This is a genomic window from Catenuloplanes niger (assembly GCF_031458255.1).
GTDB lineage: Bacteria > Actinomycetota > Actinomycetes > Mycobacteriales > Micromonosporaceae > Catenuloplanes > Catenuloplanes niger.
This window is the reverse complement of record NZ_JAVDYC010000001.1, coordinates 9,033,499-9,048,767: the sequence shown is the minus strand read 5'-3', so window position 1 is coordinate 9,048,767 and position 15,269 is coordinate 9,033,499. Positions and strand designations below refer to the sequence as shown.

Genomic DNA, 15,269 nt, shown 5'->3' with positions numbered 1-15,269 from the left:
GTGGGGGTCTTCCGTGCGCGCGAACCGGATGCTGCGGCTGGTTCTCCTGTGCGGGGCGGTCAGCCCCGTGCTGCTGATCGTGGGCCTGCTGTGGGACGGCGCCACGCGGGACGGCTATGACCAGGTTCGGCACGGCGTCAGCCAGTTGACCTCCGGCGACGGTGGCGTGGTGGCCCGGCTGCTGTTCGTCTCCTGCGGCGCGCTGCTGCTGGCCGCGGTGCTGATCGGGAGCCGATCACCGAGGTCCGCACTCCGGTGGCAACGGCGGCTGCTGGGGCTGGTGGCGGTGGGGCTGGTCATCGCCGGCCTGTTTCCCACGGATCCTGCGCTGGGATACCCGCCCGGTGCCCGGGACGCGGTGAGCGTGGCGGGCGCGCTGCACCAGGCCGGCGGCACGACGCTGTTCGCCGGGGTGGTCGCCGCGGCCGTCGTGGCCGGCCGGGATGCCCGCCGACACGGCCGGAGCCGGTGGGCTGCGGCGTGTCTGCTGACCGCGTGGGCCGTGGCCGTTCTGGCGGTCACGGCCGGAGTCGTGTTCCGGGCGGTGCAGCGAGGCGTCATCGGTTCCGGACCGGCCGGGCTGCTGGAACTGGCGTCGATGACGTGTGCGCTGTGCTGGGTCACCGCCGCCGTGCTGCGGGACCGGCCGGCACCCGGCACACCCTGACCGCCGGTGATCCACAGCCGTTGCCCGGGCGCGGCGGCTTGCCCTGCAGCCTGTGCCTCGTACCCGTGCCGGTCGTCGCTCCGGTCGCCATGTTCACCCGGCCGGCGGCCGGCTCCCGCCGGGGCTCACCGCGGCACCGGCCGTCCCGCTCGGTCCGGCCGCCGCGTGACCGGAGGCTCAGCCAGATGCGCAGGCCGGAGCGTACGTCGCGCGCTTGGTAAATAGCTTTTCGTCGATATACTGCCGGACGTGAAGACGTTCGCTCTCCTCGCCGCCCTCGCCCTCCTCTCCCCCACGGCCGGCACCGCCGCGGCCGAGGCCCCCGCGGCCGGCACGCACGGCACCGGCTCCTGCGCGCCCGGGCGGGCGCTGCTGTTCTGTGAGGACTTCGAGCGGCTGCCGCCCGGCGGCGCGAGCAGCATGGACTGGGGCATCGACACCCGCAACGGCACGCTCACCGTCGAGCGCCGGCGCGGCGGTGGCCAGGTCCTGCACGTGCGGACCCGGGACAACGGCCGCGCGTTCCTGGTCGCCGACGACCTCGCCGTGCCCGGTGACCGGCTCTACGGCCGCATGCGGGTCCGGGTGGCCGCGTTCCCCACCGCACCCGACTGGGCGCACTTCACGCTCGTCGAGGCGACCGGGACCGGCAGCGCCGAGGTGGTGCGGCCACTCGGCGGGCAGTGGGTGCCACCGGTCGGCCGGGCACTGTGGGGCATCGGTGCGGACGGCGGCCCCACCGGCGACTGGACCGACTGGCGGGAGTCCGCGCCCGCCCACGCCGGCCGGTGGCAGTGCGTCGAGTGGCTGCTCGACCGCGCCGGCAACCGCGTGCTGGTCTGGCTCGGCGATCCGGGCACGCCGGCACTGACCGTCTCCGAGCGCGCTCACGGCGGCGCCGACGTGCCGTTCCTGCTGCCGGACGTCACCACCGTCAAGGTCGGCTGGCAGCTCTACCAGGGCGGGACCACCCCGGCCGCCTTCGACGTCTGGATCGACGACGTCGCGCTCGCCCCGCACCGTCTCGGCTGCGCACCGGACCCCGCACGATGACGTAGTCCGCGGCGTCCCGGGGTGCCACCGGCCGGGCACCCGGGAGTCGCCGGCGGCCTACCGGGGTGGTTGCGGGTGTGCCGCCGGGTCGAGCGCCTCGGTCAGATCATCACCGGGTACGGCGGTGTCCTCCGCCGCGTCGTGCCGCCGCCGCGCGGGATCGTCCGGATCCGGGTTCGCGGCCGGAGGCGGCCCGAGCGCTCCCGCGTCGAACTCCTGCCGGTCCGGATCGTGCACCACGTCTTCCCTGGACATCCGCTCACCTCTCGTCGAGTGGTTCACGGTCCGGATGCCCGGACACCCGCCGGTTATGCGTCACCGGTTCGCGGGACCGCCCACGATGACGGCGGCCACCCGGGCCCGTGACGTTCGCCCTGTTCAGACCGTCTCCGAGGGCCACTCGCACCGCGCCGGAGAACGGTCAAACGTGCGAATGCGGTGATCGTCGGCACGGTGCCGGAGCCGGCGGAAACGGCATGGGCGGCGGCGCGCCGGCGTTGTCACCGGGTGAAGGGACTCCTAGGCAGGGAGAGGTTGTGCGCGCAGTCGTCACGCATCACGTCACCGGCACCACGGTCACGATCGCGGGGCAGCTGGACCTGGCCACGGCGGCCGGCCTGCGGGGAACGCTGCTGAACGCGGTGACGGACGCGGTCGCGGCCGTCACCGTCGACCTCGCCGGCGTGGACCACCTCGGCTGCGCCGGGATCGGAGCGCTCGCCGAGGGCAGACACCACGCGGCCGGCCGGGGCATCGCCCTACGGGTCCGGGCGGCCGGCCCGCACCTCACCCGGCTGTTCCAGCTCACCGACACCGCCGACCTGCTCGATCCACGACCGGCGCCCACCTGACCGCGTCCCAGCGGCCGGGCGCGGTCCGCGCCCGGCCGGAGCTCCTCACCCCTGCAGGGCGACCTTGAGCCACCCGGGTTCCCGATCCTGGAACTGCCGGTAGGCACCCGAATCCACCACCGCGCGGGTACGGCAGACGATCGGCGCGCCGCGACGGCCGATGTGGAGCGCCGTCCGGGGCCCCGGCACGCGGCACGGAGGCGTATCGTCGCTGATGGTGAGCCGGGAAGTCTGGTCGGCGTGTCCGTGCACGCACGCCACCGGAAGGCTTCCCATGCGGGTCCTCATCCTCACCCTCGGCACGCGTGGTGACGTGCAGCCGTTCCTCGCACTGGCCCGTGAGCTGCGGCAACGCGGCCATGACGCGGTGGTCGCGGCACCGCGGCGGTTCGCCGACCTGGCCGCCGCGCACGCCGTGACGTTCGCTCCGATCGACGACGGCCCGCTTCGGGTGCTGGATGCCGGCTCCGCGGACGGTCTCCTCACCGGCGGTGGAATCCGGGCGAAGGCCGCGCTCATGCGGCGCATGCCCGCGATGTTCGGTCAGGTCCTCCGCGACTGCTGGCGGGTCGCGTCGGACGGCGCGGACGTGATCGTGCACAACGGTCAGGTGATCGCCGGCCAGCACGTGGCCGAGAAACTCGGCGTGCCCGCCGTGCTGGCGCTGCCGCTGCCGATGTACGTGCCCACCCGCGAGTTCCCGTGGCCCGGGCAGGACCTGCCGGACCGGCTGCCGGGCCGGCTCAACCGGGCCAGTTACGCCGGGATGCGCGCGCCCGCGCTGGTGTTCGCCCGCACCGTCGACCGGTGGCGCGACAGCCTCGGCCTGCCTCGCCGCCGGGGCCGGCACGACCCCGCGCGGCGACCCGACGGCGGGCCGGCGCCGGTGCTGCACGCGATCAGCCCGGCGGTCCTGCCGCGTCCGGCGGACTGGCCCGCCACGGCTCGGGTCACCGGCTACTGGTTCACCGACCGGGACGCCGGGGCCGGTGGCGGGCTGGACGCTCGGGTGCGCGCGCTGCTGGACGGCCCGCAGCCGCCGGTGTTCGTCGGCTTCGGCAGCATGGCCGGGCCGGACCCGGGCGCGGCCACCGATACCGTGCTCGACGCCCTCGACCGGGCGGGACTGCCCGGGATCGTGGCCGGTGGCTGGGGCGGGCTGCGGTCGTTCACCTCGGATCGGCACGCGTTCGTCTCCGGGGACGTGCCGCACGACGCGGTGTTCGGACGGTGCGCGGTGATCGTCCACCACGGCGGCGCCGGGACCACCGCGGCCGCGGCCCGGGCCGGCCGCCCGCAGGTGATCTGCCCGTTCGTGGCCGACCAGCCGTTCTGGGGGCGGCGCATGCACCGGCTCGGCGTGGCCCCGCCACCGGTCGCCCAGCACCGCCTGGACGCGCCCGCGCTCGCCGCCGCGATCCGGCGGGCGGCGCACGACGCCGGCATGGCCGGTGCCGCGCGGCTGCTCGGTGCCCGGATCCGGTCGGAGAACGGCGTCGCGGCGGCCGCGGACGCACTGGAGGAGCTCGCCCGGTGACGTCCGCCGTCGCGGGGATCGCGCCGGCGAGCACCGGCGGGTGGCGCCCGTGACTTCGGGTGTCGGCGGGCGTCGCGGCCGGGCCCTTCCCTCGACGGCTCCGGCGGGAGTACGGTGAGCGAAGGTGTGCCGGGAAGTCTGGTCGGCGGTCATGCTCCGCATCCGCGACCGGAAGGGCTCCCGACCATGAGCGACCCCGTGCTCCGCACCTCCCACCTCACCAAACGGTACGGTCGGCTGACCGCCGTCGACGACCTGACCCTCGACGTCGCCGCCGGTGAGGTCTTCGGTTTCCTCGGCCCGAACGGTGCCGGGAAGTCCACCACCATCCGCATGATCCTCGGCCTCGCCCGTCCCACCGCCGGCACCGCGCGGATCGCCGGCATCGACGCCGCCGACGTGGCCCGCGCGCACCGGCACCTGGCGTACGTGCCGGCCGACGTCGCGCTGTGGCCGCAACTGACCGGCGCGGAGATCCTGCACCTGCTGGCCCGCACCGGCCCCGGCACCGACCTCACCTACCGCGACGAGCTCGTCGACCGGTTCGACCTGGACGTGTCGCGGCCGGCGCACACCTACTCCACCGGCAACCGGCAGAAGGTCGCCCTGATCGCCGCGTTCGCCACCCGCGCGCCGCTGCTCGTGCTCGACGAGCCGACCAGTGGCCTGGATCCGCTGATGGAACAGCAGTTCCGGGCCGCCGTCGGCCAGGCCCGCGAGCGTGGGCAGACCGTCTTCCTCAGCTCACACCAGCTCGCCGAGGTCGAGGCCGTCTGCGACCGGGTCGGCATCCTGCGCACCGGCCGGCTCGCCGAGGTCGCCTCCGTGCCGCAACTGCGGGCGCTGCACCGCGCCGAGGTCACCGTCGCCTACCGCGGCGCCCGGCCGGAGCTGGCCGCGGTGCCCGGCGTGGACGGGGTCGAGGCCGCGGGCGACGGCCGGCTGCGGTTCGCGCTGACCGGCGCGCCCGCGCCCGCGCTGCGCGCGCTCGCCGCCGCCGACGTCACCGCCCTCGCCGTCCGCGAACCCAGCCTCGAGGAGATCTTCCTCGACTACTACGGCACGGGGAACGGACGATGACCGCGCCCGCGCTCACCCTCCCCGCACGCCCGGGACGGGCCGCCGCCGGGCTGGCCACCCGTCAGATCCGCCGGGGCGGTGCGATCGTGCTGCTGCTGGCCGCCGGGATGCCGGCCCTGGTCACCGCCACCTATGCCGGGCTCGCCGCCGATCCGGCCACCGCGGCCGGGCTGGCGAACATCGCGGCGAACCCGGCCATCCGCACGCTGTTCGGCGAGCCGGTCGCGCTGGACCACGCCGGCGGGTTCACCGTGTGGCGTGTCGGCACCGTGCTGACCGTCATCGTCACCGTCTGGGTCGCGCTGGCCACCACCCGCGTCCTGCGCGGCGAGGAGGACGCCGGCCGCTGGAACCTGCTGCTGGCCGGCCGGGTCACGCGGCGCGGGCTGCTGCTCCGGCACCTCGCCGTGCTCGCGGCCGTGCCGGTCGCCTCCGGCGCGGCGGTCACGGCCGCGCTGTGGAACGCGGGACCGGATCCCGCCGGTGCGATCGTGCACGGCGCCGGGGTCGCCTCCGCCGGGTTGTTCGCGATCGCGGTCGCCGCGCTGGCCGCGCAGGCGCTCCCGGCCCGGAGCCCGGTGAGCGGCACGGTGATCGCCGTGCTCGGTGCCGGCCTGCTGCTGCGCATGATCGGTGACGGGATCGCCGCGCTCGGTCCGCTGCACTGGCTGTCGCCGTTCGGGCTGCTCGCCCTCAGCTCCCCGTACGGCCGCGACGATCCGGTGCCGCTGGTGGTCCTGTTCGCCGCCGCGCTGGCCACCGGCGCGGCCGCGGTCGTCGCGGCCGGCCGGCGTGACGTCGGCGGCGGCCTGACCACGCCGGTGGCCGGGCGTGCACCGCGGCGGTGGCTGCTCGGCGGCCCGGGTGCGTTCGCCGTGCGCCGCGCGATCGGGCCGGTGCTCGCCTGGACGGCCGGGATCGGGGCGTACTTCCTGCTCATCGGCCTGACCGCACGTTCCGTCACCGAGTTCCTGGCCGGCAACACCGTGTTCTCCGACGCGGCGGCCCAGGCCGGTTTCGCCGGCATGCACACCGTGGAGGGCTTCACCGCCAGCCTCTTCGCGCTGCTGGCCCTGCCGGTCGGGGCGTTCACCGCGGTCCGGATGGGAGCGTTCGCCGCGGCCGAGACCGACCGGCGTCTGACCTCGCTCGCCGCCGCGCCGCTGACCAGGACACGGCTGCTCACCGCCGAGGTCGCCGTCACCGCCGGCGGCGCGTTGATCCTGCTCTGCGTCGCGGCGGCGGCGACGTGGGCCGGCGTGACCGCGGTCGGTGGCGGACTGGCACTGCCCGCCGCGCTGGCCGGGACCCTCAACACGCTGCCGGTCGTCGCGCTCAGCTGTGGTGCCGCCGTGCTGGCCGTGGGTGTGACGCCACGCCTGGCGGTGCTCGCCGGCGTGGCGCCGGGTGTCGGCGGCTTCCTGCTCCAGGTCCTCGCCGACGCCACCGGCGCACCGGGCTGGGTCCGGGACGTGTCGCCGCTCGCCCACCTCGCGCCCGTTCCGCTCACCGGACCCGCGTGGCCGGCCGCGCTCACGATGACGGCCGTCGCGGCGTGCCTGGTCATCGCCGGTACGGTCCGCTACGCCCGGCGGGACCTGCTCCTCTGAAACGTCCGCGCGCACCGGGATCCAGCGGCGCCCTGCCGAGGGTCCCGGTGCGGGGAACCGCCGGCCGGCGTACCCCGGTGATGTCGTTCGTGGTCGCCTGAGATCCTGTGGACATGGCACGTCACGTCGAGATCCACGTCCCCCTGCGGCCGACCGCCTCGGGTGAGCCGCACCCGTGGATCGATGAGATCGAGGACTTCCTGTACGGGCTGGACGAGCAGGGCGTCATCGAGGTGTTCGACGACGGCGAGGAGTGGGGCGGCGTCTACATCTTCTTCATCGCCGGTGCCGCCGAGGGCCGCCTGCTCGACGTCGCCGCCCGCGTCGCCGCGCTCGACGGCGTGCCCGCCGGCGTGTTCGCCCACGTCACCGACGACCGGGCCGCCGACTTCGGCATGGGACGCCGCGTCGACCTGCGGCGCTGAACCACCCGGTCAGCCGGCGCGCCGCTCGTTCACCTCGGTGACGTGACGCAGGCGCAGCCGCGAGGTACCGCACCGTCGCCGACGCTGCCGGGCCGATCTCGATCTGGAACCCGTGCTGCGGCTGGCTGCCGTGGCCTTCCCGGGATGAACGCAAGCGGGGAAGGCCACGGCGCCCGGCCGCGGTGCGGATCGGCGGCGCCGTGGGGACGGGAACGCGGGTACGGGGCGCGTCACCGGCCGCCGACGGGACGGCGCCGGGTGGCCGCGCCGGTCGTCAGCCGCGCGACTGCTTCGCCGGCAGGTGCGGGTGCGAGTGCGGCAGGTGCGGATGCGGCAGGTGCAGTTCGGGCGGCTCGGGCGGGAGGTCCTCGACGCCGTGCGCGACGGCCTCCTCGTGGCGGCGGTGCGCGGACGGGACCGCGAGGGCGGCCGCGATCGCGAGCACGGCGACGCCGGCGCAGGCCCAGAAGCCGGTGGTGAACGCGGCGTCCGTGGGCAGGCCCTGCGGGGTGCTGTGCGAGGAGATGATCGCGGCGATGACGGCGGTGCCGACGCTGCTGCCGATGGTCCGGGCGATCGCGTTGACGCCGCTGGCCTCGCCGGTCTGGGCGACCGGCACGGCCTCGATGACGGCGTTGGACATGGCGGCGAACGCCAGGCCGATGCCGGCGCCGGTGAGCAGTCCGGAGACGACGATCTGCCACATCTGGCCGTGGGCGAGCGCGGGGAGCGCGAACGCGGCGGTGACCGCGACCGCGCCGAGGAACAGCGGCAGCTTCGGGCCGAAGCGGCGCACCAGCATGCCGGCGAGCGGGCCGAACACGACCATGGTCAGCGTGGTCGGCAGCAGGTAGAGGCCGGCCTCGGAGACGGACTTGCCGAAGCCGTGACCGGTCTCGGCGGGCAGTTGCAGCAGCGTCGGGACCAGCACGAACGTGCCGAACATCGCGAAGCCGAAGATCAGCGCGACCAGGTTCGCGGTCCACACGCCGCGGATCGCCAGCAGCCGCATGTCGATCAGCGGCTCGCGTACCCGCAGTTCGACGGCGACGAAGACGGCCAGCGCGACGACGCCGAGCGCGAGCAGGCCGATCGTGTTCGCCGAGGCCCAGCCCCAGGACTGGCCCTTGCTGATCGCCAGCAGCAGCGCGACCAGCGACACCGACAGGATGCCGGCGCCGAGCACGTCGAGGCGGCCGGGCTTGCGGACCGCGGAGTCCGGCATACCGAAGATCGCGCCGAGCAGCGCCACGACGACCAGCGTCAGCGGCAGCCAGAACAGCCAGTGCCAGGACAGGTTCTCCACGATCGGGCCGGCGGCCACGATGCCGACACCGGCGCCGATGCCGAAGATCGCCGACAGCAGTCCGATGGTGACGCCGACCCGGTCCCGGGGCAGTTCGTCGCGGACGATGCCGATCGACAGCGGCATCACCGCGCCGGCCGCGCCCTGCAGCACCCGGGCGACGATCAGCACGGTCAGGTTCGGGGCGAGCGCGGCCAGCAGCGTGCCGGCGGCGAGCGTGGCGAGCACGCCGATCAGGACGCGGCGTTTGCCGACCATGTCACCGAGCCGGCCCAGGATCGGGGTCAGGACCGACGCGGCCAGCAGGTACGCCGTGAGGATCCAGCTGATGTCGCCGGTGCCGACGCCGAGGTCGCGGGCGATGGTCGGCATCGCGGGTGCGACCAGCGACTGGAGGACCGCGAACGCCAGGCCGCCGAGCGACAGGTAGAGCACCAGCATCGTGCTGCTCCGTCCCGTACCCGGGGCGAGGCTGGGGTTGTTGTGCGCCATTGATCCTCGAACCTAGATGTCAACGATTGATTACGTGCACGCTACAACCATCTCGGGAAGCGAGTCAACGTCTGTTTACGTCACACCGCGTGACGGGTAGGGTGACGAGGCCATGAACGCCGACCCTTCCCCCGCCGCCCGCCGCCGGGACTCCGCCGCCACCCGGCAGCGGCTGCTCGACGCGGCCGGGCAGCGGTTCGCCCGGCACGGCTACGCCGCCACCACGGTGCGGGACATCGCCGACCGCGCCGGCGTCAACGTCGCACTGATCAACCGATACTTCACGTCCAAGGAAGGGCTGTTCGAGGCCTGCCTGGTCGGCGCCGCGGACGACCTCACCCGTACCGTCGGCGAGAACGTGTCCATCGACCTGGTGGCCGACTCGATGGCCCGGCACCTCGCCGGCCCGTCGGCCGACCGGCAGGTCCACCAGATCCTGATGCTGCTGCGCACCTCCGGCGACGCCCGGGCCGACCGGCTGCGCCTCGACCGCGTCCGGGTCATCGTCGAACGCGTGGCGGCCGCCGCCGGCTGGCACCCCGACCACCCCGACGGCGACCGGCTGCTGCTCGGCGCCGAGATCGCGCTCGCGACCGTGCTGGGCCTGGCGATGCTGCGCGTCTCGATGCCGCTGGAACCGCTCGCCGCCGCCGGTCAGGACGACCTCGCGGCACCGTTCCACCGGCTCCTGCACGCGCTCCTGACCGCACCCGCCCGTCCGCGGGAGTGACCACGGCGCGAGGCCGGGCGCCGTCCTGGCGTCCCGGCCTCGCGTCGGACCGTCACTCAGCGGCGCGCGGCCTCCCTTCGGCCGGTCAGGCCCAGGGCGATCGTGCAGGCCGTCGTCAGCCCGAGAACGACGAGTGGCACCGCCCCCATGACCTCACGGCCGTACGGCAGGAGGAGAAAGAGCACCGAGGCCGCCAGGCCGACCACGCCCACCGCCAGGTGGACGGCGGCCAGCTCGGCGGTCACGGTGATCCGCCACGGCCGTCGCGCGAGCCGCTGCCCGATCAGGGCGACCGCGACCAGACCGGCCGGGACGACGAGCGCCCAGGGCCCGAACGGTCGCGCGAACAGGGCCGCCAGGAAGGTCAGCCAGCCCACGACGACGAGCGTGAGGAGCACACGGGTCGCCGTCGTCGGACGGTATGCGGATTGCGTCATCGTCAGAAGCTCCGGAATGCCTTCGGAAGGAACACGCCGCCGGCGAGGCCGATGACCGCGCCGACGCCGCAGTTGAGGGCGAGGCCGCCGGCGCTGACGTTGCCGTGCTGGGAGGCGAACGAACCCACCGCGCCGGCGGCACATCCGGCCAGCGCGCCGGCGAGGATCGGCGCTCCGCCCAGGGACAGCGTGAGCGCGGTGACGCCGATCGCCGCCAGCCCGCCGAACAGCACGCCCATGGCGTCGTCCGACTCGCCCTCGCTGACGAGACCGGTCGGGTCGGTGTGGTTGACCGGGTCCGCGGAGCCGTACGTGTACGGCAGGTCCTGACCGCTCGGGTCGCGCTGGGTGAAGCGGCCGAGCGCCGGGTCGTAGTAGCGGGCGCCGAACTTGGTGAGGCCGGTGCCGCCGTCGAAGTAGCCGGACGCGTACCGCCACGGGTTGGCGATCTTCTGGGTGGCGGACAGCTGGATGCCGTACGGGTCGTAGCTGTAGCTGTTGACCTTGAGGGCGTTGCTGTTCACCAAGGCCACCACCGATCCGAGCCCGTCGAGGAGGTAGTAGTACCGCTCGTTGCCGGTGCGCAAACCGAGCAGGCCGCCGCTGTTGTCCCGGGTGTAGTGGTGCGACGTTCCCGGCGCGGGGTGCACCGAGTTCGGCAGCACCGGGACCTCCGCGCCGATCTGCGACGTGGCCGAGGACACGCCGAGCGCCGAGGTGCCGTAGCCGACGTTACCGACGGTACGGCGTTCGGTCTGGTCGGCACCGCCGTAGGTCAGCGGCGACAGCGGGTTCCCGCCCGGTGCGGTGATCGACGTGGTCTGGTTGTTGACCGCGTTGTAGTCGAACGCCCAGCCGGACGACGAGCCGGTGGTGTTGCCGTTGGCGTCGTAGGAGTAGGTGGTCGAGCCGGCCTTGGTCAGCTGGTGCGCGTCGTTGTAGCTGTACGACGTGTCCGTGCCGCTCTCCGTCTTGGACGTGCGGTTGAAGTTCTCGTCGTGGCCGTAGCTGCGCGAGATCGCCCCGGACGCCCCGGTGAGCCGGTTGAGCTTGTCGTAGGAGTAGTTCGTCGTGCCGGACAGGTCGGTCATCGACTGGCGCACCGCGGTGTCCGCCCCCGACTTGCTGTAGTCGTACGTGAACGACGTCAGCTTCGCCTTGGTGGAGTCGTTCGTCGCGACGATCGACTCCTGCCGGCCGGACTTGTCGTACGTCATCTGCACGGTGATCCGTGGCGTGGTCGGCAGGTAGAGGAACGTGCGCCGGTTGTTGTCGTCGTAGGACATGGTGATCGGCCCGGACGCGCCCGGCTCGGTGACCGAGGTGACCAGGTTGACCGCGTTGTACGCGTAGGTCACCGTGCCGCCGCCGTCGGTGAACGTCTTCAGGTTGCCGTTGGCGTCGTAGGTGTAGCCGATCGGCGTCGCGTTCGGCGCGGTCTTGCCGGTCATCCGGCCGAACCGGTCGTAGGTCAGCGTGGTCGGCCCGGTCGGGTCGGTGATCTGGGTGAGGTTGCCGTCCCGGTCGTAGGCGTAGTCGACCACCGAGCCGTCGGCGAACGTGATCTTGTCGATCCGGTCCAGCGGGTCGTACTCGTAGACGGTCTTCTGCCCCTTGCCGTCCGTCTGCTCGCTCATCCGGGACACCTGGTCCGGCACGACGGTGACGTCGCCGAGCGGCGCCGGGTTGTCCACCTCGGTGAGGTTGCCCTTGGCGTCGTAGGTGTAGTGCGTGCGGACGTCCTTGGCGTCCTCGCGCCAGTTGACCGTGCCGTCGTCGTTGTAGTCCGACTCGTCGATCTTCCGGCCCGGGTACTGCGAGCTCTCCGCGCCGGTCTTGTTCCCCGCCGCGTCGTAGGAGTAGCTGAGGGTGTTGCCCTGCGGGTCGGTCTGCTCGGAGACCGAGTGCGGGTGGGACGAGTTGCCGTAGTCCATCGTGGACTTCGCACCGGTCGCGATGCCGACCGACGTCAGGTTGTTCGTGTTGACGTCGTAGCCGAACGTGGTGGTGTTGGTCAGCGCGTCGGTGGTGCTCTCCACGTTGTCGTTCGCGTTGTACTTCTTGGACCGCTTGTGCCCGAGCGCGTCCTTGACCTCGGTCACCCGGTCCCGCGTCTCGTAGGTGTGGGTCGTGATCCCGTCCGTGGTGGACGACGTGGCCGAGCCGTTGGGGTCGGTCACCTCGGTCTTCCCGGTGTAGTACGTGAAGACGTGGCGCGCCTGGGCCGGCGTGCCACCGGGATTGGTCTGCTCGTAGAAGTCGAGCATGCGGGAGGTGTCCGCCTCGTACCCGAGGTTGACCACCCGGCCCTCGCCCGTGGTGATCTTCGACAGCCGGTCGGCGGTGTAGTCGAAGCGGGTGACGCCGTTGGCGGTGTCGGTCACCGTCTCCAGGTCCTGCGCGGAGTTGTAGGTGAACCGGACCACCCGTCCGATCGAGTCGGTGATCGTGGCGAGCCGGCTGCCGGAGTAGGCGAGCCGCACGACCCGGTCCTGGGTGTCGGTGATCGTGGTGACGTTGCCGGCCGCGTCGTACCCGAAGGTGATCTTGTTGTCGTTCTTGTCGACGCTGCGCAGCAGACGGCCGGTGGAGTCGGCGAAGTAGAAGCTGCCCTCGCTCTTGTCGAACTTCAGCCGCAGCTCGCCGGTGTCGGTGTTCCGGGTCAGCTTCGCGTCGATGGCCGGCGGTGTGCGCCAGGCACCGGCGCCGTCGTTGACGAACGTCGCGGTGAAGCCGCTCGGCGCGCGGTAGGTGATGTCGGCCGTGGCGTGGTCGGCCTTGGAGAAGCTGAGCGAGACGTCCTGCCCGGTGCCCAGCGACCAGCCCTTGCCGAGCGCGGAGACCGCGGTGGAGCGGGAGTTGTAGTAGCGCTCCAGCGCGAGATCGGTGCCGGTGCCGCGAACCTGCAGGTCGGTGGCCTTGAGCAGCAGGTTGCCGTTGGCGACGTTGGCCTTCAGCTCCAGCCTGTCGGTGAGCTTCTGCTCCTGGAAGGAGAAGCGGCTCTGGTCACCGGCCGGCGAACCGTCCGAGGTCGTCATGAACCGCCACTCCGACCACGGCCCGGCCAGCGACCCGTCGTGGCCGCGGGCCCGCCACCGGTACGTGGTGTTCGCGTTGAGCTTGTCCTTCGGCACGGTCCAGCTGGACTCGCTGCCGTTGCTGACCGTGCCGCCCGACCCGTTGGTCAGCAGGGTCGCGCCGGTGCGGTCGTAGACCTCGAAGTCGACGCGACCGGTGCCCGCGTCGGCGTCGCTGAAGACACCCTTCATCACCGGGGTACGGGTGCCGGTCTCCGCGGCGTCACCGGGCTGCAACTTCAGCGGGTCCAGGGCGTTCGGGTAGCTGTTGTAGTTGACCACCGCGTACGGCTGCTGCCCCTGCTGTTCCGGCTCGGCCGGCTGGCTGGACCGGAACTGCTTGAAGCCGATGCTGTTGATCGAGGTCTCGTCCGTCGCGCGGATGCCCATGTGCGCGCGGTTCTGGCCGGCGTTCACGGCACGCTGGATGAACGAGGTGCCGTTGACCGACACCCAGCCGTCGGCGCAGGAGGAGCTGTGGCCCTTGGTCGCGGTGCTGGTGACCTCCCTGGTCTGCCAGGCGGGCTGGTTGCTCCAGCGGGTCGCCGAGCTGGCCGCGCCGGTGGTCCACACCTCCCACTGTGCGGCGGTGCAGGACTGCGAGTACCAGTTGTAGAGGTTGATCGTCGCCGAGGTGACCTGCCGGCCGACGAGCCGGCTGGTGTCCCACTGCACGAACGAGCGCGTCCGGTCGCCGGACGTCAGGCCGGACTGCAGGTCGTTGGCGCCGGACCGGTCGACCGACTCACCCTCCCGGACGTAGGTGTCGAAGGCGACACCCAGCGGGTTGATCTGCGGGTCGACGACGACCGGGTAGACGGTCGCCGGGTCGGCGAAGAACGAGCGGTCCGGACGCAGCGCGACGGTGGCCCGGCCGGCCGACGGGATGCTCTGTTCCGCGGGCACCTTCGCGATCCGCTTCGGGCCGCCGGTCGCCGGGTCGATCGAGGAGTCCCACATCTCCGGCGTCGGCGAGGTGCCGACCACGACGTCCTTCTCCTTGAACAGCAGGCCGCCGTCGCCGTCCTTGGCGATGGTCAGGCCGTCCGCGGTGATCGGCACCGCGATGTCGGTGACGGCCGCGGCCGCCTCCCGGTTCTTGACCACGAAGAACTGCTCCACGCCGGTACGGTCGGCCTGGACCACCAGGTCGACACCGGGACGGATCTCCGCGTACGTGGCCCGGCTGCCGTCCAGCGACGGCGCGGGCAGCCGGCCGGTCCAGCCGAGGCTGACCCGTTCACCGCCCACGTCGATGCTCAGCAACTCGTGCCGGCCCTCCCCCGCCGCGCCGGACAGCCTCAGGCCACCCGGGTGCGCGACCGGCGCGACGGAGCCGTCGGCGGCGGCCCGCAGCGTGGTGTCGATCGTGACGAGCGTGCCCCTGTCGTCCCGCATCCGCACCTGACCCGCGTAGATCTTCGCGGTCCAGGTGCCGTCCGGATTGGCGACGGTCTCGCCGGTCTCGCTGCGGGCCGCCAGGTTCTCGACCGGCGTGCCGCACAGCAGCGCGGCGGACATCGCCTGCCACTCGTCCGGCTGTGCACCACAGTCCGCAGCCGCCGGCCGGGCCGCCTCCGCCCGAACCGGCGCGGCAGCTGCGGAGGTGGCCAGCACCGGAACGGATCCGGCCACCGTCACGGCAGCCAGAGCGACGCTCAGCTGCCTCTTGCTCACCCTGAAAAGGGCATGACTCATCGCAGGCTTCCCTACTGTTAGCCCGTACTCGTCCACCGTGGACGGGCTCATTCTTGGTGGCGTCCACGGCCGGCCGCGACCCCGAATGCGAGCGGTGATCACGCTGCGGACCGTCGGGGCGGACGCACTTTGATCAACCGCTAGGCGTGCTCACGAGTAGATTTTTCAAACCTTGTTTCGACGTCCGTTAATGTGCTCCACGTCACAGACATAATTACTCATGGTGATCGATTGATGTACGCGACGAATCGGACCGAATCACCCGACAGACGAGCAGAGCAGCGGAAAATCGGATAGATCGATCGG

12 protein-coding genes are annotated in these 15,269 nt (G+C 72.9%); 8 read left to right on the top strand and 4 right to left on the bottom strand.

What is annotated here, in order from left to right:
• Window positions 1-13 precede the first annotated feature (13 nt).
• Both J2S44_RS39770 and J2S44_RS39765 read left to right on the top strand, forming a co-directional pair.
• Window positions 14-667 carry a DUF998 domain-containing protein gene (locus J2S44_RS39770; protein ID WP_310428266.1) on the top strand — a complete coding sequence of 218 codons (654 nt, stop codon included), beginning with the start codon at window positions 14-16 and terminating at the stop codon, window positions 665-667.
• Window positions 668-916: 249 nt separating this feature from the next.
• On the top strand, window positions 917-1,720 hold the full coding sequence (locus J2S44_RS39765; protein ID WP_310428263.1) for a hypothetical protein: 804 nt from the start codon (window positions 917-919) through the stop codon (window positions 1,718-1,720).
• 57 nt (window positions 1,721-1,777) lie between these two features.
• Here the strand turns inward: J2S44_RS39765 and J2S44_RS39760 are convergent, their stop codons facing one another.
• Window positions 1,778-1,975, bottom strand: coding sequence for a hypothetical protein (locus J2S44_RS39760; protein ID WP_310428260.1), 198 nt, complete (start codon window positions 1,973-1,975; stop codon window positions 1,778-1,780).
• 281 nt (window positions 1,976-2,256) lie between these two features.
• Between J2S44_RS39760 and J2S44_RS39755 the strand changes: the two genes are divergently transcribed.
• The 5 genes from J2S44_RS39755 (at window position 2,257) to J2S44_RS39735 (ending at window position 7,223) form a co-directional block, all read left to right on the top strand.
• On the top strand, window positions 2,257-2,571 hold the full coding sequence (locus tag J2S44_RS39755; protein WP_310428258.1) for an STAS domain-containing protein: 315 nt from the start codon (window positions 2,257-2,259) through the stop codon (window positions 2,569-2,571).
• 274 nt (window positions 2,572-2,845) lie between these two features.
• Window positions 2,846-4,108: a glycosyltransferase gene (locus J2S44_RS39750; RefSeq protein WP_310428256.1), complete on the top strand. Its 1,263-nt coding sequence runs from the start codon at window positions 2,846-2,848 to the stop codon at window positions 4,106-4,108.
• A 186-nt stretch (window positions 4,109-4,294) separates the two neighbouring features.
• Window positions 4,295-5,188 (top strand): ABC transporter ATP-binding protein, encoded by an 894-nt coding sequence (locus J2S44_RS39745; protein ID WP_310428248.1) that lies wholly within the window; start codon window positions 4,295-4,297, stop codon window positions 5,186-5,188.
• Window positions 5,185-6,798, top strand: a complete 1,614-nt coding sequence (locus tag J2S44_RS39740; protein WP_310428247.1) for an efflux permease Rv1217c-related protein — start codon at window positions 5,185-5,187, stop codon at window positions 6,796-6,798. Before J2S44_RS39745 ends, J2S44_RS39740 begins: the two co-directional genes overlap by 4 nt.
• A gap of 113 nt (window positions 6,799-6,911) precedes the next feature.
• Window positions 6,912-7,223, top strand: a complete 312-nt coding sequence (locus J2S44_RS39735; RefSeq protein WP_310428246.1) for a hypothetical protein — start codon at window positions 6,912-6,914, stop codon at window positions 7,221-7,223.
• A 274-nt stretch (window positions 7,224-7,497) separates the two neighbouring features.
• Here the strand turns inward: J2S44_RS39735 and J2S44_RS39730 are convergent, their stop codons facing one another.
• Window positions 7,498-9,021 carry an MFS transporter gene (locus J2S44_RS39730; protein ID WP_310428245.1) on the bottom strand — a complete coding sequence of 508 codons (1,524 nt, stop codon included), beginning with the start codon at window positions 9,019-9,021 and terminating at the stop codon, window positions 7,498-7,500.
• Between the two features lie 112 nt (window positions 9,022-9,133).
• On the opposite strand from J2S44_RS39730, the gene J2S44_RS39725 reads away from it, so the two are divergent.
• Window positions 9,134-9,751 (top strand): TetR/AcrR family transcriptional regulator, encoded by a 618-nt coding sequence (locus tag J2S44_RS39725; RefSeq protein WP_310428243.1) that lies wholly within the window; start codon window positions 9,134-9,136, stop codon window positions 9,749-9,751.
• Window positions 9,752-9,807: 56 nt separating this feature from the next.
• On the opposite strand, the gene J2S44_RS39720 is transcribed toward J2S44_RS39725, so the two are convergent.
• Both J2S44_RS39720 and J2S44_RS39715 read right to left on the bottom strand, forming a co-directional pair.
• On the bottom strand, window positions 9,808-10,149 hold the full coding sequence (locus J2S44_RS39720) for a hypothetical protein (RefSeq protein ID WP_310428240.1): 342 nt from the start codon (window positions 10,147-10,149) through the stop codon (window positions 9,808-9,810).
• Between the two features lie 41 nt (window positions 10,150-10,190).
• Window positions 10,191-14,942, bottom strand: a complete 4,752-nt coding sequence (locus J2S44_RS39715; RefSeq protein WP_310428237.1) for an RHS repeat-associated core domain-containing protein — start codon at window positions 14,940-14,942, stop codon at window positions 10,191-10,193.
• Window positions 14,943-15,269: the final 327 nt, after the last annotated feature.

Coding starts and splice junctions, on each gene's coding strand:
- J2S44_RS39760 (WP_310428260.1), bottom strand. CDS start 1,975: ATGTCCAGGGAAGACGTGGTGCACGATCCGGACCGGCAGGAGTTCGAC.
- J2S44_RS39750 (WP_310428256.1), top strand. CDS start 2,846: ATGCGGGTCCTCATCCTCACCCTCGGCACGCGTGGTGACGTGCAGCCG.
- J2S44_RS39745 (WP_310428248.1), top strand. CDS start 4,295: ATGAGCGACCCCGTGCTCCGCACCTCCCACCTCACCAAACGGTACGGT.
- J2S44_RS39740 (WP_310428247.1), top strand. CDS start 5,185: ATGACCGCGCCCGCGCTCACCCTCCCCGCACGCCCGGGACGGGCCGCC.
- J2S44_RS39735 (WP_310428246.1), top strand. CDS start 6,912: ATGGCACGTCACGTCGAGATCCACGTCCCCCTGCGGCCGACCGCCTCG.
- J2S44_RS39730 (WP_310428245.1), bottom strand. CDS start 9,021: ATGGCGCACAACAACCCCAGCCTCGCCCCGGGTACGGGACGGAGCAGC.
- J2S44_RS39725 (WP_310428243.1), top strand. CDS start 9,134: ATGAACGCCGACCCTTCCCCCGCCGCCCGCCGCCGGGACTCCGCCGCC.